The following is a 21,884-nucleotide window of genomic DNA, read 5'->3' as shown; positions in this document are numbered from 1 at the left end:
CGCGCGGCAAGGTTTTTGGTAGGCGCTGGCCGGCGGTTTTTATAGCTCATTAGCAGCTTATTGGCCCACGGCGCCGCAGGGCTTGCAACATTTGCCGCCCTGGCTGCTTCTTACTGCTTGATGAGAATTTTACGTTTTTGGCTGGGCTTGCTGGGTGGGCTGCTGCTGGCAGCGCCGGGCTGGGCCCAGGCGCCCGACAGCCGGCCGCCGCTGCCTACCAAAGACCTGGGCGACCTGGTGAAGAGCATTTTGCCCCACTTTGCCCACCCACGCCGCGCCCAGGCCACCGCCGACTCGGCGGCGCAGGCGGCCGACTCGCTGGCGCCCGCGCCGCCCAGCAAGCCGCCGCGCAAGCCTAAGAGCACCAGCTTGGTAGTGCTGCCCGCTATTGCCTACACCCTGGAGGCGCGCCTGCTGGCTACGCTCACGGCCAGCGTGTCGTTTCAGCGGTCCGAGGCCAACCTATCGGCTATTTCTACCACCCTTACCTATACCCAAAACCAGCAGCTTATCCTGGCCGTGAACGGGCCGCTCTGGACCCGCAACAACCACAGCCTGTGGCTGGCCGACTACCGCCTGCTGCACTACCCGCAGCAAACCTTTGGCCTGGGCAGCGATTCGCACATGAGCGACGCCCTAGGCATGGACTACGACCTGCTGCGCGTGCACCAGAGCTACTACCACCGCGTGGGGCGCACCGGGCCGCTTTACGCCGGCGTGGGCTACTTCCTGGATACGCGCTGGAACATCGAAACCGTGAACGGGCGCGGCGAGCAGATTGACGTCATCTCGGGCTACCGGCCGGGCGTGAGCGGGCGCTCGACCTCCTCGGGCCTGGTGCTGAGCGTGCTGCGCGACAGCCGCGACAACCAGCTGCGCCCCGCCCCCGGCGAGAGCTACCTCTTTCTGGCCGTGCGCACCAACCTACAGGTGCTGGGGTCGGGCGCCAACTACCGCTTCTACCAGTTCGACGGGCGCCGCTACTTCCGGGCCGGGCCCAGGGGCAACGTGCTGGCCTTCTGGCTATACGGCGATTTTGCCCAGGGCTCGGCCGCGCCCTACCTCGACCTGCCCGCCACCGGCTGGGACACCTACAGCGTCACGGGCCGGGGCTACATTCAGGGGCGCTTCCGGGGCACCAGCCTCGTGTATGGCGAGGCCGAGTACCGCTTCAACCTCACACCCTCCAGGGTGCTGGGGGGCGTGGTGTTCGCCAACGGCCAAAGCGCCCGCAACCCCGACACCGGCTTTGGCCGCGTGGCGCCGGCCGGCGGGGCGGGCATCCGGCTGGCCCTCAGTAAGAAAGTGGGCACCTACCTGGCCGTGGACTACGCCGTGGGGCTGGAAGGCTCGCAGGGCGTGTTCTTCAACCTGGGCGACGTATTTTAGCAGGGCGGCGTACGATTGGCCTGCGTACCTTCTGCTTCGTCACGCTAGCGACCCTAGGGTCCACGCTGCTTACTCAGGCGGCATCCTCCACATCCGCCGCTACCTCGGGCACAGTGCGGGTGGGGCGGCTTGGGGCGGGAGCATCCAGCGCCTCGCGGGCAAACTCGTGCTTGAGGTGCTCGTAGAGCGAGTGCGGGTCGATAAGGGCGGCCACGGCCTGGGCCAGCAGCGCGCCCAGCAGCAGCTGGAAGATGGCCGAGTGCCGGTCGGTCATTTCGAGCACCAGGATGGCGGCCGTGAAGGGCGAGCGCACCACGCCGGTCAGGAAGCCCACCATGCTCACCAGGATGATGAGGTTGCGGTCGGCCACGGCAATGTTGAATAGCTGGGCCAGGCCGTCGCCCAGCAGCGCGCCGGCGCTGAGCGAGGTGGCAAACACGCCGCCCGCCCCGCCGCTGCTGTAGCTGAGGGCCATGCCCACGAAGCGCGCCGGAAACAGGTAGGCCGGCGTGTGGCCGTTGTTTTGAAAGAGCAGGGTGTTGATAAGGGGCTTGCCGGTACCCACGGCCGCCGGCCCAATGGCGTAGGCCAGGCAGGCCAGCACCAGGCCGCAGCACACCACCCAGCCCGCCCGCTGCGGCAGCGTCGTGAAGCGCTTGCGGTACCGGCTGAGGCCCAGCAGCACCTTGGCAAACAGCGCGCCCCCCAGCCCGCACAGCGCCGCCGCCATCATGGCCAGCACCTGAAACCAGCCGCCCGGCGACGTGACCCTAGGGTAGCCCAGGTACAGATACGACCCTAGGAACTGCTGGGCCGTGAGGCCGGCAATGATAACGGCCGTGAACACGGCCATGCGAAAACGCGATAAGTGAATCTGGGTCAGCTCTTCCACCACGAACACGATGCCGCCGAGCGGGGTGTTGAAGGCCGCTGCCAGCCCCGCCGCCCCGCCCGTCACTAGCGCAATCTGGCGCGAGAGCCGGGGCCAGCCCGCGGGCTGCAGCTTATTGATGGCCCGGAAGATGGCCGCCGCCACCTGAATGGTGGGCCCCTCGCGCCCGATAACGCCGCCGCCCAGCAGCAGCACCACGCTGCTCACTATCTTGACGGCGGCCACCCGCAGGCCCAGCAGGTAGCCGGTGCGCCGGTAGTGGGCGGGGCTAGAGAGGTCGATGCCCGCCATCACCTGCGGAATGCCGCTGCCCCGGCTGGCCGGCGCCAAAAAGTGCACCAGCGCCCACGAGCCCACGAAGGCCAGCGGCGTGAGCACGAAAGCCAGCGGCGGCAGCTGCTGCAGCCAAGTAAAACTGACCTGCTCGGCCCAGCTAAATACCTTTTCGTAGCCCACGGCCATCAGGCCCGTGAGCAGCGAAGCCACCCAAAAGGGGAAGCTGCGCAAAATGAGCCGCCGCACCTGCTCGGTATAGAGTTGGCGCAACAGGTGCTGGTCGAGCCAGGCCAATGCGCGGGCGTAGCGGGAAGTGATTTCGGATTCGGGCATGAGGGAGAAAAGGTGGCCTAAGCCCGGCCGCGCCGGGCGACCCAGCAGAGCTTAGTAGCGCACCAAAGTTTGCAAAATAGCGTCCGCAGCTGCAGGCGCGATGAAGTACCGCCGAGGCATTCATCCTTTTTCATTGATTAGCAGCAGCTTGTCAATTTATATTAAAAATGCATTGCGCACAATTAAACATTGCGCAGCCAAATCGGCTTACTACGCCAGCAACCTGCTATGGCTACTCCCGCTCCCGACCCCGCTACGCTGCTAAAGCTGGAAAACCAGCTGTGCTTCCCCTTCTACGCCATTTCGCGGCAGCTCACCAAAGCCTACCAGCCCCATTTGCAGGCCCTAGGCCTCACCTACCCCCAATACCTGGTGCTGCTACTGCTCTGGGAGCACCAGGAGCTAACGGTGAAGGAGTTGGGCACCAGGCTATTGTTAGATTCGGGCACGCTCACGCCCCTGCTCAAGCGCCTGGCGCAAAAGCAGCTACTGAGCCGCCGCCGCGACCCGCGCGACGAGCGCTCGGTGCTGGTGGGGCTGCTGCCGGCTGGCCGGGCCCTGGCGGTGCAGGCCAGCCACATTCCGGCGCAGCTGCTGGCCAGCGTGCCGCTGAGCGCGGCCGAGTTGGCGGCGCTGCACACGCAGCTGACGCAGCTGCTCGCGCAGCTAGGCGCGGCAGGCTCGTAGCCGCTATTTCACCCGTTTTCAGTTTCCCTTTTCTTTTTTAGTTTCTGATGAAAATCCAGAAAATTTTTACGGCGCAAGCCAAAGTACAGGGTGGCCGCGACGGCCACATCACGACCAGCAACGACGCGCTCGACCTCCAACTGAGCACCCCCAAGGAGATGGGCGGCACGGGCAAGGCGGGCGCTACTAACCCCGAGCAGCTGTTTGCCGCCGGCTACGCGGCCTGCTTCGAGGGGGCCCTGGGCGTAGCGGCACGCCAGGCCAAGCTTAAGCTCGAGAAAGTAACGGTGGAGGCCCTTATCGGCTTCGGCCAGGCCGAAGACGGCGGCTACGGCATCTCGGCCGACTTGCACGTGAACCTGCCCGGCCTGGCCCAGCAGCAAGCCGAGGAGCTGGTAGCGGCCGCCCACGGCATCTGCCCCTACTCGCGCGCCACCAAGGGCAACATCGAGGTCAGCCTGACCACGACCACCCACGCCTAGGGCCCGCCCGCGGGCAAATAGGCTTGTTCCTAGATTAGCTAGAGAAACCTGACCGTCATGCTGAGCGAAGTCGAAGCATGACGGTCAGGTTTCCTGATTCTTTCTAATTCAGAAACGAGCATACTACCTAAAAAAGGCCTTGACGTATGTGTCAAGGCCTTTTTTTGTGGCCGCCTCCAGCTAGTTCGCGCGGCCCTTAGGCTCCGTGGCCCTGCACCAGCCGCGCCACGTAGAAGGCTGCCGCCGCGGCCGCCGCGCCGGTAGCCGCCATTTTGAGGGCGCCCGCCACCGGCGCCTGCCCGGTGAGGCGGCTCTTAAAAAAGCCAAATACCAGCAGGCACACCAGCGTAATCAGCCCCGACCACAGCAGGCCCTGGTGCGGCGTGGCCGTGAGGAAGTAGGCGCTCAGTGGCACCAAGCCGCCCACGGCGTAGGCCCCGGCAATGGTGAAGGCGCTCTTAAACGCCTGCCGGGGGTCGGGCTGCTCTAGCCCCAGCTCGTACTTCATCATGAATTTCACCCACTGCTCGGGGTCCTGCACCAGCTCGTGGGTGGCCTGGGCGGCGGTAGCGTCCGAGAGGCCCATCTCGCGCAGCAGGTCCTGCACTTCCTGTCGCTCGGTGGCGGGCACGGTGCGCACTTCCTCGTGCTCGCGGGCCAGCTCGGCGGCGTAGTGGTCTACCTCGGTGCGGCCGGCCAGGTAGCCCCCTAGGCCCATGGCAATGGAGCCCGCCACGATTTCGGCCAGCCCCGCCGTTATCACCAGGCCCGACGACTGCACGGCCCCGCTCAGGCCGGCGGCCAGGGCGAAGGGCACCGTCAGGCCATCGGACAAGCCAATCACAATATCCTGAAGCACGGCCGAGCTGGTCAGGTGCTTTTCGGGCGGGGCAACGGTGGCGGGGGTCATGGGGAGTTAGGAATTAAAAGTTAGGAGTTATTCATAACTCCTAACTCAAGTCAGGGTAGCACGAAGGACAGGTCGGCGCTCACAACGTTGGCCGTGAGGCCGGTGCTTTGGCGGTAGTAGCCGTAGCGCAAATCCAGAGACTTGAACTTGGCCACCCGGCCGCCGAAGGGGGTTTTGAAACGACTGAGGCCGTAGAGCGGCGCGTAGCGAAACCCAAGGCCAAACTTATTGGCCGAGAAGGCCGATAGGTCGTAATCGGAGGTGAAGTACTCGTCGGCGACGGAGTGGACCAGGTAGGGCGCGAAGTAGGTGGCCGCCGTTTGGGTGTGGTAGCGGTAGAAGGGATAAAGCGTAAAGAAGGGCGTGAGCTTGAGCGGAGTTTCCAGCTCCAGGGTGTGGGCCCGGATGCCGAAGTTGTCGTTGTAGAAGCGGTAGAAGCCGCGCAGCTGCACCAAATCGGTGGCGTAGTAGGTGAGGCGCAAGCTGACGGGGTACTTCACGCGCAGGCGGGGCAGCACCTCGGCTTTGGCCGTGCCCAGCTCGCCGGGCTCCAGGCCGCCGGGCGCGTAGTCGAAGAAGTACACCCGCTGAAAGGGCGTGCTCAGCAGCCCGCGCTGCACCACGGGCTCGGCGCTGAGGGCGACTTGTAGGCGCTTGCCCAGCACCTGCGCATACACTAGCGACAGCGTAAAGCTCTGGCGGTTATCGGTGCCGTACTTATGGTTGCGGGTGCCGCCCACCCGCAGCTCGGCCGGCGTAATGAGCGTGATTTGGTCGAGAAATGCCTGGCCCGTCACCGCCAACTGGCGGTTACCGTCGGCCGAGGAGCGCGCCCACGAAGCCAGCAGGTTGAACGAGAGATAATCGTACTCCTTCGACACGCCCGCGCCGGCCCCTAGGGTGGTTTGCTTGTCGGCCAGCGCGCGGGCCAGCCCAAAGTCGGCGTGGTAGCGCACGTCAGACGCCGAGGGTGACGACATCACCTGGTCAATCTTGTCCGACGAGGCCGAGGCGTAGTAGTCGATGCCCACGTTGGCGGCCAAGCGGGTGGTCGAGTCCAGGGGCACGTTCAGCAAAATCGTGGGCGCTACGTCGGTCAGGTGCTGGCTGCCAATGCCGCCCTCCACGGCCGAGTGGTCGCCGTTTTGCTGGTAGTAGCTACCCAGAATATCCACCTCCGTTTCGCCGTTGCGGGCCGGCGTCGGCAACTGTGAGGCATTAGGCGCCAGCCCCGAGTTGTCGAGGCGGTTGGGGGTGGGAGTGGCCTGGGCAAAAGCGGCCAGGGGCACGGCCAGGACGCTAAAAATAATTAGAATAATCTTCACTAGCAAGCACTTAATTGCAGCCGCAGCCGCCCCCTACTTTGCCGCCATTGGCGCCGGCCCCGCCCTCGCGGTAGCTCTCGAAGTTGACTTCGGGCGCCTCCACCTTGCGGGTGGCCAGCTTCATGTCTTCGTCGTTGAGGTACATCTTCTGGTAGGCCGCCACCGACACGCAGCCGGGCAGCAGGGCCCCGGCGGCCAGCAGCAGGCCTAGGGCCAGTGGGCGAAAAAAGGCGCGTTGCTTCATGGATTGGACGGCGGGGAAACCGCGGCCGCCGGGGCCGCGCTGTGGTACGAGTTGAGTTGCAAGCCCTTGGAAACCAGCGTTTGGCCGTCGTCGGTTATCACGGTAGCGCTCACGCCCTTCAGGCGGTTTATCAGGCCTAGGCCCTCGGTGGGGCCGAGCACGAACACGGCGTCGTCGAGGGCGTCGGCCAGCTCCACGTCGGGGCAGATGATGGTGACCGAGCGCAGCCCCGTGGCCGGGTAGCCGGTGTGGGGGTTGATGATGTGGCCGTAGTAGCGGCCGCCCACCGTGAAGTACTGCTCGTAGTTGCCGGCCGTGACGACGGCCAAGTCGCTCACCGTGAGCCACGACGACACGGTGCGGGGCCGGGCCGGGTCGCCGATGGCAATGCGCCACTGGCTACCGTCGGGCTGGCGGCCCCAGCAGTACACGTCGCCCGAGCCGTTCAGCAGTCCGCCCGCAATGCCCAGGCGCTTCATCACCTCCGAAGCCCGGCGCACGCCGTAGCCCTGCAAGATGCCGGCCAAGTTGATGCGCATCCCCTTTTCGGGCAAATACACCGAGTGCGCGGCCGCATTTAGCTGCACCTTCTGCCAGCCAATGCGCCGCACCGACCGGCGCACCGTGGCCGAGTCGGGCAGGCTAGGGTGCGCCAGCCGGTCAAATTTATAAATCTTGTCTCCGCTGGCAAACGTGATATCGAACGCGCCGCCGCTGAGCGCCGCTATTTTTAGCGTGCGCTGAATAAGGTCGTACACCTCTTGGTCGACCACCACCGGCCGGATGCCAGCTAGCTGGTTGATTTTCACCACCTGCGACGTCGAATCCCAGTACGAGCAAAGGTGGTCGATGCGCTGAGTTTCGCGCAGGCCGGCGCGCAGCGCCCGCCAGGCCAGCGAGTCGTCGCTGCTCACGGCGGTGAAGGTGAACTGCGAACCCATGAGGTGGGCCGCACGGGTGTAGGCGCGGGCGCGGGTGGGCGGGGCCTGCGCCGGCCGCAGCCTGGCCGCCATCAGCAGCAGGGCCAGGGCCAGCAGCCCCGAGCCCGCCCAGTGCCGGGTGCGCGGGTCTGCTATTGGGCTCATCGCTTAGCCAGCAGCTGCGTGAGGTAGGCATCGAAGGCACTGGCCCCGCCGGGGCGGTAGCCGGTGCGGGCCAGCACCTGGCCCTGGGGCGAGAGCAGCACCACGGCCGGAAACGCGCCTTCCCGGTTGAGCTGGGCCGCCGCGGCTTCGCTCAGCTTGGTTTGGGCGGGGTCGAGGCGGTTTTTCTTGTTGCGCGGAAAGTCGAAGCGAGCCAGCACCAGCTTGTCCTGGGCAAACTGCGCAAACTCGGGCTGGTCGAACACCTCCTGCTTGAGCTGCATGCAGGGCTTGCACCAGTCGGAGCCCGAAAACACGGCCAGCACCGGCTTTTGCGTGGCCTGGGCCTGGGCTAGGGCCGCGGGCAGCGACGTGTTCCAAACGGGGGCCGTTTGGGCCAGAACTGGCGCAGTAGCCAGGGCTAGGCCAACAAGCAGAGTATAACGCATAGCAACGAATGAAACAACGAACAAAGCCGCCCGCACGGGGCCGGCTAACGAGTGAATACCCAGCTGGCCGGCCACCCCTACGCGCAGGCAACTAAAATTTCGGCCACCCCTAAGAGGCAGTAACTAAATGAAAGGTAGACCCGACCCGCTGGACTACGCCTGAATACTGGGTTTTATTAGGAAATTTTAAGAAAGAAAGGCGGCCGCGGCCGGTAGTCTAGCGTATGGGTAAGCTATAAAAACATAGCTACTCGCTTATATAAACTGGCTTTTTAACTCGCTTAGCTGGCGGCCAGCCACTTAGCGCATTACCGGTAAGTTTCCCTTTTCCATTCCCTTTTTATGTCCGACAAACCCCTAGGCAAGCAAACCCACGAAGATGCGGTGAGCAACCCCAAAACCGAAGAAATGGCCAAAAACCGCGACGACGGCTACGGCAAGTACCTCACCAGTAATCAAGGCCTGCGCGTCAACGACGACCAGAACTCGCTGAAGGGCGGCGAGCGCGGCCCCTCGCTGCTGGAGGATTTCCTCTTCCGCGAGAAGATGACCCACTTCGACCACGAGCGCATTCCCGAGCGCGTGGTGCACGCCCGCGGCGTGGCGGCCCACGGCTACTTCGAAGCCTACGGCAACGCCACACACCTGACCAAGGCCCACTTTCTGCAGCCCGGCGTGGTGACGCCGGTATTTACGCGCTTCTCCACGGTGGCCGGCTCGCGCGGCGCTAGCGACTTGGCCCGCGACGTGCGCGGCTTTGCGGTGAAGTTTTACACCCAGGAGGGCGTGTATGACCTGGTGGGCAACAACATGCCGGTGTTCTTTATCCAGGACTCGATTAAGTTTCCTGACTTCATTCACGCCGTGAAGCCAGAGCCACACAACGAGATTCCGCAGGGCGCCTCGGCCCACGATACGTTTTACGACTTTATTTCGGCCAACCCCGAAGCCACCCACATGCTGCTGTGGGCGATGAGCGACCGCGCTCTGCCGCGCAGCCTGCGCATGATGGAGGGCTTTGGGGTGCACACCTTCCGCTTCGTAAACGCCGAAGGCAAGTGGCGCTTCGTAAAGTTTCACTGGAAGCCCAAGCTCGGTACGCACTCAGTATTGTGGGACGAGGCCCAGCAGATTTCGGGCAAGGACCAGGATTTTCACCGTCGCGACTTGTGGGCCAACATCGAGATGGGCGCCTACCCCGAGTGGGAACTGGGCGTGCAGGTAGTAGAGGAAGAGGACGAGCACAAGTTCGACTTCGACCTGCTGGACGCCACCAAACTCATTCCCGAGGAGCTGGTGCCGGTGCAACTGATTGGCAAAATGGTGCTTAACCGCAACGTAGACAACTACTTTGCCGAAACCGAGCAGGTGGCATTCTGCCTCAGCCACATCGTGCCGGGCATCGACTTCTCGAACGACCCGTTGCTGCAAGGCCGCCTGTTTTCGTACCTCGACACCCAGCTCAAGCGCCTAGGGGGCCCCAACTTCCACGAGATTCCGATTAACCGCTCGCTGGCCCCCGTGCACAACAACCAGCGCGACGGCCACATGCGCCAGACTATCAACAAGGGCCAGGTGGCTTACGGCCCTAACCTGCTCAACGACCAGTACCCCAAGCAAGCCCCGCAGAGCGAAGGCGGCTTCTCGTCGGTGTATGAGCGCGTAGAAGGCCCCAAGATTCGGCGCCGTAGCAAGAGCTTCATTGACTTCTACAGCCAGGCCCGCCTGTTCTGGAACAGTCAGAGTGAGCCCGAAAAGGCGCACATCGTCAAGGCTCTGCGCTTTGAGCTGAGCCACGTGCAAACCCCGTGGATTAGGGAGCGCACGCTGGCGCAGCTAACCCAGGTAGACCACGACCTGGCCAGCCGCGTGGCTGAGGGCCTGGGCATGGACGTGCCTTCCACAGAAGGTATGCAGCTCAACTACGGCGCCATCGGGGCCGACGACAAAGCGGCCGATTTCCAGTCGGCCCCAGCCAAGGATAACGTGGGCAGCTCGCCCCACCTGAGCCTAGCCGCTGACAGCCCCATCAACCAGGACAAGGGCAGCGTAAAAACCCGCCAGATTGCCATTCTGGCCACCGACGGTGCCGACGTGGCCGCCATTAGCGAGCTAATGAAAACCTTTATGGAGCAAGGGGCTCAAACGGCCATTGTCGCTACCCACCTGGGTACGCTCAAGGGCAAGGGCGGTGAGGAAATCCTGATTAACTGGACGTTCCAAAGCACCTCATCGGCCCTATTCGATGCTGTATACGTGGCCGCCGGCGCCCAAAGCGTGCGCAAGCTTAAGCAAGACTTTGACGCCGTGCGCTTCGTCAACGAGGCTTTCCGCCACTGCAAGCCCCTGGCCGCCTCGGCCGAAGGCGTGGAGCTACTGCAAGCCGCTGCCTACCCCGGCGCCGAGGGCATTCTAGATGCCGAGGGCGTGGTAACCAGCGACAGCACTGACGTGGCCGAGCTAGCCGAAGAGTTTGCCACCGCCATCAAGCAGCATCGCTTCTTCAGCCGCGAGCTGGAGGCCGTGCCCGCCTAGGTTCTCTTAAATGCCAAAAGGCCCCTAGGGTTTCCCTCCTACCTCTTTGCGGGCGAGGGAAGTCCTAGGGGCCTTTTGGCGTCGGCCTAGTAGCCAAGTGTCCAGCCAGGCGCTACTATGAGGCGACGCTACTGAGCTTGACTAAGCGCTAGGCTGCAGCAAAAAACCCCCGGCCGCCGCGCAATGCGAAAAACCGGGGGTTTAAGGAGCGGAGCGCCCCTAAGGGCTAGGTTTGTTTTCAGCGTGTGAAGAATAGCTAGGCCAGTGTTGTTATTGCTGCATCACGCGGAACTTCCACACGTGTTTGTCGAGGTAGTAGTCCAGGTCCTGAAGCTGGTTGCTGGTCACGGCATCGATGTTGTCGAGGTGGGCGATGCGCTCGCGCACGCGCTTGGACACGGTGTTGATGCGCTCGTCGAGCAGGATGAGCACCTGCTTATCGGAGAGGTAGCCGCCGGGGTAGCCACCGAGGTTGGCATTGGCCGTGACGACGCTGGTGCGCCCGTCGATGGGGCGGCCGATTTGCAGCGAGCGCTCGGCCAGGATGTCGGCGTACTTGAGGTAGAGCGAGGCGTTGTCTTGCAGCTGCTCGTGGAGGCTGAGGTAGAGCGGGCCGCGCAGGTTCCAGTGGCTTTGCTTGGTATCGTGGTACAGCTCCAGCAGCTCCACCACGGTGGCTTCGAGGTCATCGGCCACGGTCTGGCGCTTGCTGGCATCGAGGGCCACGAGGTCGTCGGCGGCGGGGTTTCGGTAGTCGAGGCGGCCGTTGCTCTCACCGGGCGGCGGCGTATCGGTGTTTACCGGCGTGGTCGAGGTGTTGGAGATGGGCGCGGGCGCGGGGGCCGTATTCTGGCCGTTGCGGCGCTGGGCCTGAGCCTGCTGGGTGGCCGCACAAGCAAACAGCGCACTGGCCGCCACCAATAAGGTAACTTTCATAAAAACTGGGAAAAGAAAGCGTCAGCCTGAGCCGCGGGCGGGTACGCTGGCTGCCTGGGAGAGAGAATGGGGCTTCAACGAACCCCCGCCTTAGGCTTTGCTTAAGCCCATCTTAAAATCAGCTTAAGACTCGGCCGCCGGCGCCTGTTTCCGCGTTCAGGGCCTAGGCCCACGGGTTGGGCCACCCCGGCCCGCTTCCTTTTGGCGCGGGTGCCCCCTGCCGCCGCGCCCGTTTTATTTCCCATGCAGCTACTGGTTATTGAGGATGAGCCCGGCATTGCCCGCTTTCTAAAGCAAGGCCTGGAAGAAGAAGCGTTTACGGTGACCGTGGCCACCACCGGCCCCGAAGGCCTGGCCCTGGCCCAGCAGCAAGCCTTCAGCCTGTTGCTGGTAGACTGGATGCTGCCCGGCCTAACGGGCCTGGAGGTGTGCCAGCAGCTGCGGGCGGCCCGCGTCGGCACCCCCCTCATTTTTCTTACCTCGAAGGACACCGTGGCCGATACCGTGGCTGGCTTGCAGGCGGGCGCCAACGACTACATCAAGAAGCCCTTCCACTTCCAGGAGCTGCTCGAGCGCATTCGGGTGCAGCTGCGGCCGGCCGCCGAGCCCGCCGAGCGCTTCGCGGTGGGCCCCATCGTGCTGAACGTGGCCACCCACCAGGTGCACCGCGACGGCGAGGAAATCGCGCTTACCCAAAAAGAGTTTGCGCTGCTCGAATACCTGCTGCGCCACAAGGGCAAGGTGTGCCGCCGCCAAAGCATTATCGAGCACGTGTGGGACATTCACTTCGAGTACAGCACGAGCGTGATTGACGTGTACATGACGGCGCTGCGCAAGAAGCTCAAGCTCAGCAAGGAAGATGAGTACCTGCAAACCATTCGCGGCATTGGCTACGTAGCCCGCGACTAAGCAGCCGCCCGGCCCTAGCCCCTTAGCCATGAGCTTACCTTTCAAAGACCGGATTGCCTTGTACTATGTGCTCACCACGGCCGCCCTGATACTGGCGGCCTACCTGGTAGTGTTTGGCGTGGTGCACCACCAGGTGTATACCGACCTCGACGCCAACCTGCGCTTCGAGGCCGCCAAGCACATGGGCGAGCTAACCGGCGACGGCCGGCTCATCCGCTTTGCCAACAAGGAGGAGTGGCAGGAGCGCGAGCACCGCGAGGTGCAAGTCAACCCCGTCTTCATTCAGGTCATGGACCTGCGCGGCCACTTGCTCGACCGCTCGCCCAACCTGCTGGGCGACCAGCTGACGCTGGCCGACCCCGCCACCGGCCGCGCGCCGCTCAACTCCACGCTGCGGGGCCAGGCCATTCGGCAGGTGCAGGTGCCGGTGCTGCGCGAAGGCCGGCCGGCGGCCTACCTGCTGGCGGGCATCTCGTCGGAGGCCGCGCAGCACGTGCTGGCTAGCCTGCGGCTGGCGCTGCTGGCCTCGTTTCCGGTGGTGCTGCTGGCGTTGTTTGCCAGCGCGCGGCTGCTGGCCGGGCGCAGCATCGCGCCCATTGCCCAGATTACGGCCACCACCAACCGCATCACGCGCAGCAACCTGGCCGAGCGCATTGCCCTGCCGGCCCGGCCCGATGAGCTGCACACGCTGGCCAGTGCCATTAACCGCCTGCTGGCGCGCATCGAGCAGGCCGTGGAGCGCGAAAAGCAGTTCACCGCCGATGCCTCGCACGAGCTGCGCACGCCGCTGGCCGTGCTCCGGGGCACGCTCGAAGTGCTGGTGCGCAAGCCGCGCACGCCGGCCGAGTACGAGGCGCACATCCAGCTGGGCATTCAGGAAATCGACCGCCTCACGCACCTGGTCGAGCAGCTGCTGCTGCTGGCCCGCTTCGAGAACCACGCCCAGGGCAGCGCCAGCCAAGAGCTGAGTTTGCTGGCGTGCGTGCACGAGGTGCTGCACCGCCACCGCCTGAGTTTGGCCGCCAAGCGCATTCGCGTGGCCGTGGCAGACGCCCCCGGTGCCGATGCGCTCGTTACCACCGACCCGTTTTTAACCGGCCTCATCTTGGATAACGTGCTCAGCAACGCCGTGAAGTATTCGCCCGTCGAGTCAACCATTGCCGTGGGGCTGGCGGCCAGCGCCGGGCAGCTGGTGTGCACCGTGGCCGACCAGGGCATCGGCATCGCGCGCCACGACCTGGATAATATCTTTAAGCCCCTCTTCCGGTCCAACTCACTGGCCCACAAGCACATTTCCGGCAGTGGCCTAGGGCTCTCCATCGTGGCCAAGGCCTGCGCGCTGCTCGGCGTGGGCCTAGGGGTGGAAAGCGAGCTGGGCCACGGCACCACGTTCACGCTCCGCTTCCCGCTGGGGGCCTAGGGCTCCTTGCGCAGCGGCCGGCCGTCCTGGTCGAAGTAGGTGGTTTGGCAGTCGTGGGCTTTGCCGCGGCACACCTGCGCGGCGTAGGTGACGGTGCCCGCGGCATCCACCAGGCGCAGTATCTGGTCTACCTCGCGGTGCGGAAACTGCTCGGCCATGTAGGTACGAGCCAGCGCCGGCAGGCGGTGGTCGGAGATAATTGTGCGGGTTTCGAGCAGCGCGCCGGTGGCGTCGAACACGGCCGTGCCCGGCGCCTGGGGCAGCTCGTAGCTGGCAGTGTAAGTGGCATTCTCCTGCTGCCACCTCACGTTGGTAGCGGCCGGAAAAGTGCGCGCAAAGGCCGTGGCAGCGGGCGCGGGCACCTGCCGGGCGGGCAGGTGCTGGGCCCCGGCGGCCCCACTGCTCAGTAGGGCAGCTAGTAGGTAGGCAAGTTTCATGGGCGAGAACACAAGGCGAGAAAAAGTACGGGCCAGCGCCGCCCGGCACCAGCGCCAACCGCCAGCTGGCGGCACCCGATTTACTTCTTGCAAATCAACTCATTACCATACTCAGTCGCTAGCTTCAAGTTGCCTTAAAATTTGCTTAACTCAACCAGCCGCGCCCCTACTAGCCTGAGCGTAAGTAGCCCGCTATCCTGGCTTGTTTGCGTAGCACTACCCGCGCCGCTTAGTCGCCGCTCTCCCCTTTGCGCAGCTCGGCATCCAGAAAGTAGGCGCCGCGGCGCACCAGCTGGGTGGTGTCGGGCAGCGGGTCGAGCACGGTCAGGGCCACGTCGCCGTGCTGGGGCTGGCCGGCGCGCACCCGCACCCGCCGAAACACCGTGCGGCCCGAGTCCTGGCCCACGCGCCGGAAGATGTAGCTCAGGTCGCCGGCCTGGATGAGGGCCGCTTCGGGCAGGGTGCGCACCCTGGCGCCGGCCGTTTGGATGCGCGCCGCCACAAACTGGCCGGGCAGCAAGTCGCGCCGCTCGGGCTCGAGGTGGGCGTGCACGCGCACGGTGCGGGCATCGTCGTCGAAGGCCTTGCCCACCAAGAAAACGCGGGCCGTCAGCTCCTCGTCGCGGTTGGCATTCTGCACCCTGAACAGAATTTTCTGGCCGGGCTTCACCTGGGTTACGTCCTTCTCAAACACCTTCAGCTCCAGGTGCAAGTCGTCGCGGTTGAGCACCTCCACCAGCACGTCTTGGGGGTTCACAAACTGGCCGGGGTTGATGTTGACGGCCTTCACGTAGCCCGCGATGGGCGTGGTGAGCGCCACGCTGGGCACGATTTGCCCGGTGGCGTCGAGGCGGGCCACCGAGATGCCAAGCAGCCGCAGTTGGGCCGCCGTGGCGCGCAGCGTGGCCTGCTCGGTGGCGTAGTCGGCGCGGGCCTGCTGCAGCTTGCGCTTGGCGCCCACGTCCTCCACGTCCAGAATGCGCTGGCGCTCCAAGTCCTCGGCCAAAAAGCGCACTTTAGCCTTGCTCTGAAGGTAGTTCTGCTGCATGGTCAGGTACTCGGGCGAGCGCAGGGTGGCTACCGTGGCGCCGGCCGCCACGCGCTGGCCGGGCAGCACGGCCACCGCTTGCACGTAGCCACCCATAATGGCCGTGATGGACACCCGGTTTTGGGGCGGCACCTCCACCGAGCCGTTGGCCTGCACCTCGGTAGTCATGTTTTGGCGCTCGAAGGTGCCTAGGACAATGCCGGCCGCTTTTTCCTGGGCCTGGCTCACGGCCACCTGGTCGGGGTTGGCGGGGGCGGCCGGGGCGGCGGCTTTGCTGTCTTTGCCAGGCGCATCTTTTTGGGCAGCGTCGCCGCCTTTCGAGTTGCAGGCGGCGAGCAGCCCTAGGGCGCCCGCCAGGGCGTAGAGAGAGGGATTAAAAGACATTAGGGGGAGGTCGAGTCGGAAAGAAATACGGGCGAGGGCTAGCTAGTCGGCTGCCCCTGGCGCCCGGCAGTTAGTTGGCGGCGCCCGGCGGAATATCCGGGCCCGTGAGCGCCTGCAGGCTCACTACCAAATCGTTGTAGCGCTGGGCCTGGTCGAGGTAGTTGCTCTGGATTTGCCAGGCCGGGTCGGTGTTCACCACGTAGGTCACGTAGTCGATGTCGCCGGCGCGGAAGCTCTTTTCGGCCGCGGCGAGGATGAGCCGGGCCTGGGGCAGGGCCGTGCGCTGGTAGTAGTCAAGCGAGGCCTGGGCCCGGCGCAGCTGGCGGCGCAGCGTGCTAAGCTGGGTGCTGAGCTGGCTGGTGGTGTAGGCCAGCTGGCCCTGCGCCACCTGCTCGCCCAGGCGGGCGGCCGCCACCCGCGCCCGCCCGGCCTGGCCCAGCAGCGGAATGGCCAGCCCCAGCTGTCCCACGCGCAGGGCGTTAAACTCGGGCCGGATAGTTTGCTGGAAGTAGCCAGCCCGCAGGTCGGGCAGGCGGCGCAGCTGCTCGACGCGCACTTGCAGCTGGCTAACGGCTATTTGTTGGCGCAGCAGCCCTAGGGTGGGGTTGCTGGCGGGCGAGAGGGCAGCCGTGTCGGCGGCCGCGAGCGGGGCCAGCAGCGCCTGGGTGGTGTCGATGGCGGCCGGCTGGGGGCTGCCCAGCAATTGGCCCAGCTGCTCGCGCTGCACCTCCAGGTCGGTGAGGGTGGTGAGCAGGCGGTTTTCCAGTTCCAGCGCCCTGGCTTCGGCGGCTACCTGCTCCAGGCGGTTGGTTTCGCCCACCTGGTAGCGGACGCGGGCGGCGCGGGCGGCGCGCCGGTACAGGCTATCCTGGCGGCGCAGCAGCGCCACCCGGCGGTAGCTCACCAGCAAGGCGTAGTAGTTGCTACGGATGGCCTGCCCCAGGCTGCGCCGGCCCACGGCGGCCTGCTGCTCGGCCGTGGCGCCCTGGCCCTGCAGCAGCTTGCGCTGGGCCAGGTACACCCCCGGAAAAGCCGCCTGCTGAATGATGTTGAAGGTGTGGTCGGTGAGGTTACTCGACACCTGGCCGAGCTGAAAATCGACCACCGTGCGCGGCAGCTCTATGCCGGTGCGAATGAGCGCCTGCTGCTGCTGGGTTTGCAGGCCGGCGTTGCGCAGCGACTGATTTTGGGCGCCCGCCGCTTGCAGGGCCTGGCTCAGGTTCAGCGGCTGGCCGGCCGTGGAGCCGAGCGTGTTTTGGGCGAGCGCCGGGCGCCCTAGGCCCCCTAGCAGCGCCAAAAGCAGCACGGCCGTAGCCACGGCGGGCGCGGGCTGCCTGGCCGGCGCCGGCCCCCTAGGCTGGCCGTTTTGGTCGGCGTTTTCGGTTGGCTGGCCGTTAGGAGACTGGCCGGGCTCCTCCCCTTTCTCGGCGGCGTGCTTAGCATCTTCTTGGGCCTTGGCGGCGTCCCTAGGGTTGGGCTCGCCGTCTTTGGTAAAGAGCATATAGAGCACCGGCAGCACCACCAGCGTGAGCAGCGTGGCCGAAATCAGCCCGCCAATGACTACCGTCGCCAGCGGCTTCTGCACCTCGGCGCCGGCCGAAGTGCTGAGCGCCATCGGCAGAAAGCCCAGCGAGGCCACGCTGGCCGTGAGAATAACCGGCCGGAAGCGCTCTTCGGTGGCGCGCAGCACGCGCTCGCGCACCGATTTCACCCCCTCGGCCGCCAGCTCGTTGAGGCTGGCCAGCAGCACGATACCGTTGAGCACGGCCACGCCGAAGAGGGCAATGAACCCGACGCCCGCCGAAATGCTGAATGGCATCCCGCGCAGCCACAGCGCCACAATGCCGCCGATGGTAGCCAGCGGCACGCCCGTGAAGATGAGCAGCGCCTGCTTCACCGACCGGAACGAGAGGTAAAGCAGCAAAAAAATCAGCAGCAGCGACACCGGTACGGCCACCTTCAGGCGCTTGAGGGCGTGGTTCAGGTTCTCGAACTGCCCGCCGTAGGTGATGCTGTAGCCGGGCGGCAGCTTCAGGCTGTGGCTCAGCTTGCCCTGAATTTCCTGCACTAGACTCTGCACATCGCGCCCGCGCACGTTGATGCCGATGTTGATGCGGCGGCGGGCATCATCCCGCGAAATCTGGATGGGCGCGTTCTGGTAGGCCACGGTGGCCACCTCGTCGAGCGGGATTTTCTGGCCGCCGGGCGTGTCCACGTACAAGTCTTGCAGGTTGGCGAGGCCCACGCGGTGGGTGCTGTCGAGGCGCATCACCAGGTCGTAGCGGCGCTCGCCCTCGTACACCTGGCCCGCCACCTCGCCGGCGAAGGACGCCCGCAAAATCGTATTCAAGTCGCTCACCTTGAGGCCGTACTGGGCCAGCTTCTGGCGGTTGTAGGTGACGCGCATCTGGGGCAGGGCCGCAATCTGCTCCACTTTCAGGTCGCCCACCCCGGCAAGGGGCCGAATGAGGGCGGCCGCGTCGTTGGCTTTCTCGTAGAGCACGCCCAGGTCGTCGCCGTAAATCTTGATGCTCACGTCCGACTTCACGCCCGAAATCAGCTCGTTGAACCGCATCTGGATGGGCTGCTGAAACTCCATCGTCACGCCGGGCACGCCGGCCAGCGCGGCCTGCATCTTATTGGCCAGCTCCTCGCGCGAGTGGGCCGAGGTCCAGAGGCTGTGGTCTTTGAGGATAATCATCTCGTCGCTGTCTTCCAGCGACATCGGGTCGGTCGGAATTTCGGAGGTGCCGCTCTTGCCCACAATCTGCTCAATTTCGGGGAATTTGCGGCGCAAAATCTGCTGCACGCGCAGGTTGGTGGCAATGGTCTGGCTGAGCGACGAGCCGGGGGCTAGGGTCACGTTCAGGGCGAAGTCACCCTCGTCGAGCTGCGGAATGAACTCGCCGCCCATCCGCGAAAAGATAAAGCCCGCCAGCACCAGCAGCGCCACCGCCGCGCCCACCACTACCCAGCGCGCCCCCAGCGCCGCCCGAATGACGGGGTCGTAGCCGCGGTGCAAGAACTTCATAATGCGGTAGGCAATCGTGCCTTCCTCCTTAATATCCCTCTTTAGGGCCCAGGCCGTGGCGGCCGGCACGTAGGTGAGGCACAGCAGCATAGCCCCCACAATGGCGAAGCTCACCGTGAGGGCCATCGGCCGGAACATCTTACCCTCAATGCCCGTGAGCGAGAGGATGGGGAAATACACGATGAGAATGATGAGCTGCCCAAACAAGGCCGACGACATGAGGCGCGTGGCGGCGCTTTCGGTCATGTCGTCCATGGTTTCGTGGGCGGCCTGCTGGCGTTGGTGCACGAGGTGAAAGATGACGGCCTCCACGATAATGACGGCCCCGTCCACAATCAGCCCGAAGTCCAGCGCCCCCAGGCTCATGAGGTTGGCCGACACGCCAAACACGTTCATCAGGCCTAGGGCAAACAACATGCACAAGGGTATCATAAGAGCCACCACCACGGCCGCGCGCCAGTTGCCGAGCAGCAGCAGCAGCACCGCCACCACGATTACGCCGCCCTCGATGAGGTTGTGCTCGACGGTAGCAATGGCCTTGTCGATGAGCTTGGTGCGGTCCAGAAACGGGGTGATGACCAAACCCTTGGGCAGCGTTTTCTGGATTTCAGCCACCCGCGCCTTTACGTTCTTAATGGTGTTTTCGGAGCTGGCGCCCTTCAGCATCAGCACCACAGCGCCCACGGTTTCGCTCTGGCCGTTGCGGGTCATGGCGCCGTAGCGCACGGCGTGGCCCATGCGCAGGGTGGCCACGTCGCGCACCAGCAGCGGCACGCCGGTCGCGGCCTGCTTGATGACCGTGGCCCCCAAATCATCGAGCGAGGCGACTCGGCCCTCGCCCCGGATGAAGTAGGCATTGGGCCCGCGCTCGATGTAGGCGCCGCCGGTGTTGGCATTGTTGTCCTGCAAGGCCTGGTACAGCTCGGCCATCGTCACGCCGTTGGAAGCCAGCCGGGCGGGGTCTACGCTCACCTCGTACTGGCGCAGGTAGCCGCCGAAGCTGCTCACGTCCACCACGCCGGGCACGCCGGCCAGCCGGCGCTTGATGAGCCAGTCTTGCACATCGCGCAGCTTGGCCAGCGAAAACTGCTTTTCGTAGCCCGGCAGCACCCGGATGGTGTACTGGTAAATCTCGCCCAGGCCGGTGGTGATGGGCGCCATGGTGGGCGTGCCGGCCCCGGCGGCCAGGTCGGCCTCGGCGGCCTTGAGCTTTTCGGCCACCAGCTGGCGGGTCTGGTAGGTGGTCATATCATCGGGGAAAACGACGGTAATCACCGAGAGCCCAAAGCGCGAGATGGACCGGATTTCCGTGACGCCGGGCACCGTGCGCAGCTGCAGCTCGAGCGGTACGGTGATGAGCTGCTCCACCTCCTGGGCGGCCAGCGCATCGCTCTGCGTGATAACCTGCACCTGGTTGTTGGTCACGTCGGGGATGGCGTCGAGCGGCAGGTTGGCCGCCGAGTAGCCGCCCCAGGCCATGAGGGCGAGCAGCAGCAAGCTCACTAGCAGCTTGTTGCGCACGCTGGCCGCGATGATGGTTGAAAGCATGAAGTCAGGGGGGATGAGGGCTTTGGGGCGCGGCCGGGGCCTAGGCGCCGGGGCGGGGCAGCCAGAGCCGGCAGCCGCCGGGCGCGCTGCCAGGCGGCACTACGCAGCGCCACCTAGGGGCGCGGGCAGCTCACCAAGCCGGCGCTTCGCGCAGATACTACTTGGCGCTTTAATACCCATAAAGCCAATAATTTACCAATAAAATAACCAGGAGCCAGCCGGGCGCACTGCGGCTAGGGGCGGCGGGTGGCTAGGCTCGGGGCGGCTGCAGCAGCCCTAGGCCGGGGCCGCCGAGGTAGCGCGGGGGCGCCAGCGCGCGGTAGAGGCGGGCGGCCAGCTTGCCGGGCTGGGCCAGCGGCAGCGCTGGGCGGCCCGCGCTCAGCAAAAACACCACCTGCGGGCAGTTGCTGTGGTCGCGCAGGGGCAGGTTGTGGTGGTCGCTCTGGTGCTGAGGGCTCAGGTGGCAGCCGCTCAGGTGCTTGGCGCCGGCGCCGTAGTGCTCGGCCAGAAACTCGGTTAACGACAAGCCACCGCCCGCCGCCGAGTGGTGGTAGCGGTAGTGCTCCAGCAGCTGGGGCAGCTTGCCCAGTTCCGCGAGGTCGTTTTGCGGAATGAAGCTCCCCAGCAGCATGAGGCAGGCTAAGCAAAAGGAAACAACCGCTTTCATACGCACTCAAGCCAAACGCGGGGGCAAAGTTAAAGGTTGAGCGCCCGGCCCGGCCTAGGGCTTAAAATTGACTTAAGATTGGCCCGGCCCCTAGGGGTCGGGCGGACCTAAAGGCCGCCGGAACCGAAACATTTGCCCACCCGTCGTATTCTTGGCCTACTTATGCGACAACTTCCGCTCTTCCCGCTTGGCCTCGTCGCTTTTCCTGGCGAGAAGCTCAACCTACACATCTTCGAGCCGCGCTACCGCCAGCTGGTGCGCGACTGCCTCAGCGAGGGCCTCACGTTTGGCATTCCGCCCTACCTCGACAATACGGTGCAGCCGCTGGCCACCGAGATGCGCCTGCTGAGCGTGGAGCGCGTGCACCCCGGCGGCGAGATGGACATTCGCACCGAGGGCGTGCGGGTGGTGCGCATCGAGCAGTTTATGCGCCAGGCTCCCGGCAAGCTCTACGCCGCCGGGCAGGTGGAGGAGGTAGGGCAGGACGAGGAAACCGACCCGGTGCTCAGCAACGTCATTGCCGCCCAAGTGCGCCGCCTCTACGAGGCCCTAGGGCTGCACAAGCTACTGCTGGAGCTGAAAACCGACTTCCGCATTTTCGACGTGGCCCACCACATTGGCCTCAGCACCGAGCAGGAATTTCAGCTGCTGGGCACCACCGCCGAGCACGAGCGCCAGGAGCTGGTGCGCGAGCACCTCGAACGCCTGCTGCCCGCCGTGCTCGAGGCCGAGCGCCTCAAGGAGCGGGTGAAGCAGAACGGCCACTTCAAAAACCTGAAGCCGCCTACCTTCTAAGCGGTCGGCAGCTCCACCTTATTATTTAGGATTTACGTACCTAGGCCCAAACGTGCAGGCCTAGGCTTTCTTCGTTTTCCCACCCCCTATCTTCTCTTATTGCAC

At 65.0% G+C, this 21,884-nt stretch carries 18 protein-coding genes; 7 read left to right on the top strand and 11 right to left on the bottom strand.

Features of this window, described 5'->3' with window-relative positions; translation table 11 throughout:
* Positions 1-120: 120 nt before the first annotated feature.
* Positions 121-1,389: a BamA/TamA family outer membrane protein gene (locus HHL22_RS02955; protein ID WP_169529476.1), complete on the top strand. Its 1,269-nt coding sequence runs from the start codon at positions 121-123 to the stop codon at positions 1,387-1,389.
* A gap of 73 nt (positions 1,390-1,462) precedes the next feature.
* On the opposite strand, the gene HHL22_RS02950 is transcribed toward HHL22_RS02955, so the two are convergent.
* The gene (locus tag HHL22_RS02950) at positions 1,463-2,890 is read right to left on the bottom strand and encodes a chloride channel protein (protein ID WP_169529475.1); all 1,428 of its coding nucleotides are present in this window, start codon (positions 2,888-2,890) and stop codon (positions 1,463-1,465) included.
* Positions 2,891-3,118: 228 nt separating this feature from the next.
* Between HHL22_RS02950 and HHL22_RS02945 the strand changes: the two genes are divergently transcribed.
* A complete protein-coding gene (locus tag HHL22_RS02945) occupies positions 3,119-3,577 on the top strand; it encodes a MarR family winged helix-turn-helix transcriptional regulator (RefSeq protein ID WP_169529474.1) in 459 nt (152 codons plus the stop codon).
* A 47-nt stretch (positions 3,578-3,624) separates the two neighbouring features.
* Positions 3,625-4,059, top strand: coding sequence for an organic hydroperoxide resistance protein (locus tag HHL22_RS02940; protein WP_169529473.1), 435 nt, complete (start codon positions 3,625-3,627; stop codon positions 4,057-4,059).
* Positions 4,060-4,255: 196 nt separating this feature from the next.
* On the opposite strand, the gene HHL22_RS02935 is transcribed toward HHL22_RS02940, so the two are convergent.
* The 5 genes from HHL22_RS02935 to HHL22_RS02915 are packed head-to-tail and all read right to left on the bottom strand — an operon-like array spanning position 4,256 to position 8,069.
* Positions 4,256-4,969: a VIT1/CCC1 transporter family protein gene (locus HHL22_RS02935; RefSeq protein WP_169529472.1), complete on the bottom strand. Its 714-nt coding sequence runs from the start codon at positions 4,967-4,969 to the stop codon at positions 4,256-4,258.
* A 50-nt stretch (positions 4,970-5,019) separates the two neighbouring features.
* On the bottom strand, positions 5,020-6,294 hold the full coding sequence (locus HHL22_RS02930) for a DUF3570 domain-containing protein (protein WP_169529471.1): 1,275 nt from the start codon (positions 6,292-6,294) through the stop codon (positions 5,020-5,022).
* A 10-nt stretch (positions 6,295-6,304) separates the two neighbouring features.
* The gene (locus HHL22_RS02925; protein WP_169529470.1) at positions 6,305-6,538 is read right to left on the bottom strand and encodes a DUF4266 domain-containing protein; all 234 of its coding nucleotides are present in this window, start codon (positions 6,536-6,538) and stop codon (positions 6,305-6,307) included.
* On the bottom strand, positions 6,535-7,623 hold the full coding sequence (locus tag HHL22_RS02920; protein ID WP_169529469.1) for an FAD:protein FMN transferase: 1,089 nt from the start codon (positions 7,621-7,623) through the stop codon (positions 6,535-6,537). The genes HHL22_RS02925 and HHL22_RS02920 overlap by 4 nt, the downstream gene beginning before the upstream one ends.
* Positions 7,620-8,069 (bottom strand): thioredoxin family protein, encoded by a 450-nt coding sequence (locus HHL22_RS02915; RefSeq protein ID WP_169529468.1) that lies wholly within the window; start codon positions 8,067-8,069, stop codon positions 7,620-7,622. The genes HHL22_RS02920 and HHL22_RS02915 overlap by 4 nt, the downstream gene beginning before the upstream one ends.
* A 342-nt stretch (positions 8,070-8,411) precedes the next feature.
* Here HHL22_RS02915 and HHL22_RS02910 point away from each other — a divergent pair, with 342 nt between their 5' ends.
* A complete protein-coding gene (locus tag HHL22_RS02910) occupies positions 8,412-10,604 on the top strand; it encodes a catalase (protein ID WP_169529467.1) in 2,193 nt (730 codons plus the stop codon).
* A gap of 270 nt (positions 10,605-10,874) precedes the next feature.
* Here the strand turns inward: HHL22_RS02910 and HHL22_RS02905 are convergent, their stop codons facing one another.
* Entirely contained in the window at positions 10,875-11,540 is a 666-nt protein-coding gene (locus HHL22_RS02905; protein ID WP_169529466.1) for a Dps family protein, read from the bottom strand.
* Between the two features lie 243 nt (positions 11,541-11,783).
* On the opposite strand from HHL22_RS02905, the gene HHL22_RS02900 reads away from it, so the two are divergent.
* Both HHL22_RS02900 and HHL22_RS02895 read left to right on the top strand, forming a co-directional pair.
* Positions 11,784-12,449, top strand: coding sequence for a response regulator transcription factor (locus HHL22_RS02900; protein ID WP_169529465.1), 666 nt, complete (start codon positions 11,784-11,786; stop codon positions 12,447-12,449).
* A 28-nt stretch (positions 12,450-12,477) separates the two neighbouring features.
* Positions 12,478-13,869, top strand: coding sequence for a sensor histidine kinase (locus HHL22_RS02895; protein WP_169529464.1), 1,392 nt, complete (start codon positions 12,478-12,480; stop codon positions 13,867-13,869).
* Here the strand turns inward: HHL22_RS02895 and HHL22_RS02890 are convergent.
* The 4 genes from HHL22_RS02890 to HHL22_RS02875 all read right to left on the bottom strand — a co-directional run bounded on the left by HHL22_RS02890 (position 13,866) and on the right by HHL22_RS02875 (position 20,948).
* Positions 13,866-14,306, bottom strand: a complete 441-nt coding sequence (locus HHL22_RS02890; protein ID WP_169529463.1) for a hypothetical protein — start codon at positions 14,304-14,306, stop codon at positions 13,866-13,868. The two genes, HHL22_RS02895 and HHL22_RS02890, sit on opposite strands and share 4 nt — an antisense overlap.
* A 229-nt stretch (positions 14,307-14,535) precedes the next feature.
* Positions 14,536-15,738 carry an efflux RND transporter periplasmic adaptor subunit gene (locus tag HHL22_RS02885; protein WP_169529462.1) on the bottom strand — a complete coding sequence of 401 codons (1,203 nt, stop codon included), beginning with the start codon at positions 15,736-15,738 and terminating at the stop codon, positions 14,536-14,538.
* Positions 15,739-15,808: 70 nt separating this feature from the next.
* A complete protein-coding gene (locus tag HHL22_RS02880) occupies positions 15,809-20,317 on the bottom strand; it encodes a CusA/CzcA family heavy metal efflux RND transporter (RefSeq protein ID WP_169529461.1) in 4,509 nt (1,502 codons plus the stop codon).
* Between the two features lie 250 nt (positions 20,318-20,567).
* Positions 20,568-20,948, bottom strand: a complete 381-nt coding sequence (locus HHL22_RS02875; protein WP_169529460.1) for a hypothetical protein — start codon at positions 20,946-20,948, stop codon at positions 20,568-20,570.
* Between the two features lie 198 nt (positions 20,949-21,146).
* Here HHL22_RS02875 and HHL22_RS02870 point away from each other — a divergent pair, with 198 nt between their 5' ends.
* Positions 21,147-21,779, top strand: coding sequence for an LON peptidase substrate-binding domain-containing protein (locus tag HHL22_RS02870; RefSeq protein WP_169529459.1), 633 nt, complete (start codon positions 21,147-21,149; stop codon positions 21,777-21,779).
* Positions 21,780-21,884: the final 105 nt, after the last annotated feature.

This window comes from Hymenobacter polaris (genome assembly GCF_012927305.1).
Classification (GTDB): Bacteria; Bacteroidota; Bacteroidia; order Cytophagales; family Hymenobacteraceae; genus Hymenobacter; species Hymenobacter polaris.
This window is presented reverse-complemented; position numbering and strand designations above follow the sequence as displayed.

What these genes read in the sequence shown, in the direction of transcription:
- HHL22_RS02935 (WP_169529472.1), bottom strand. Translation starts at nt 4,969, where the DNA reads ATGACCCCCGCCACCGTTGCCCCGCCCGAAAAGCACCTGACCAGCTCG.
- HHL22_RS02940 (WP_169529473.1), top strand. Translation starts at nt 3,625, where the DNA reads ATGAAAATCCAGAAAATTTTTACGGCGCAAGCCAAAGTACAGGGTGGC.
- HHL22_RS02885 (WP_169529462.1), bottom strand. Translation starts at nt 15,738, where the DNA reads ATGTCTTTTAATCCCTCTCTCTACGCCCTGGCGGGCGCCCTAGGGCTG.
- HHL22_RS02910 (WP_169529467.1), top strand. Translation starts at nt 8,412, where the DNA reads ATGTCCGACAAACCCCTAGGCAAGCAAACCCACGAAGATGCGGTGAGC.
- HHL22_RS02890 (WP_169529463.1), bottom strand. Translation starts at nt 14,306, where the DNA reads ATGAAACTTGCCTACCTACTAGCTGCCCTACTGAGCAGTGGGGCCGCC.
- HHL22_RS02895 (WP_169529464.1), top strand. Translation starts at nt 12,478, where the DNA reads ATGAGCTTACCTTTCAAAGACCGGATTGCCTTGTACTATGTGCTCACC.
- HHL22_RS02870 (WP_169529459.1), top strand. Translation starts at nt 21,147, where the DNA reads ATGCGACAACTTCCGCTCTTCCCGCTTGGCCTCGTCGCTTTTCCTGGC.
- HHL22_RS02920 (WP_169529469.1), bottom strand. Translation starts at nt 7,623, where the DNA reads ATGAGCCCAATAGCAGACCCGCGCACCCGGCACTGGGCGGGCTCGGGG.
- HHL22_RS02915 (WP_169529468.1), bottom strand. Translation starts at nt 8,069, where the DNA reads ATGCGTTATACTCTGCTTGTTGGCCTAGCCCTGGCTACTGCGCCAGTT.
- HHL22_RS02950 (WP_169529475.1), bottom strand. Translation starts at nt 2,890, where the DNA reads ATGCCCGAATCCGAAATCACTTCCCGCTACGCCCGCGCATTGGCCTGG.
- HHL22_RS02945 (WP_169529474.1), top strand. Translation starts at nt 3,119, where the DNA reads ATGGCTACTCCCGCTCCCGACCCCGCTACGCTGCTAAAGCTGGAAAAC.
- HHL22_RS02955 (WP_169529476.1), top strand. Translation starts at nt 121, where the DNA reads ATGAGAATTTTACGTTTTTGGCTGGGCTTGCTGGGTGGGCTGCTGCTG.
- HHL22_RS02925 (WP_169529470.1), bottom strand. Translation starts at nt 6,538, where the DNA reads ATGAAGCAACGCGCCTTTTTTCGCCCACTGGCCCTAGGCCTGCTGCTG.
- HHL22_RS02880 (WP_169529461.1), bottom strand. Translation starts at nt 20,317, where the DNA reads ATGCTTTCAACCATCATCGCGGCCAGCGTGCGCAACAAGCTGCTAGTG.
- HHL22_RS02900 (WP_169529465.1), top strand. Translation starts at nt 11,784, where the DNA reads ATGCAGCTACTGGTTATTGAGGATGAGCCCGGCATTGCCCGCTTTCTA.
- HHL22_RS02875 (WP_169529460.1), bottom strand. Translation starts at nt 20,948, where the DNA reads ATGCTGCTGGGGAGCTTCATTCCGCAAAACGACCTCGCGGAACTGGGC.
- HHL22_RS02905 (WP_169529466.1), bottom strand. Translation starts at nt 11,540, where the DNA reads ATGAAAGTTACCTTATTGGTGGCGGCCAGTGCGCTGTTTGCTTGTGCG.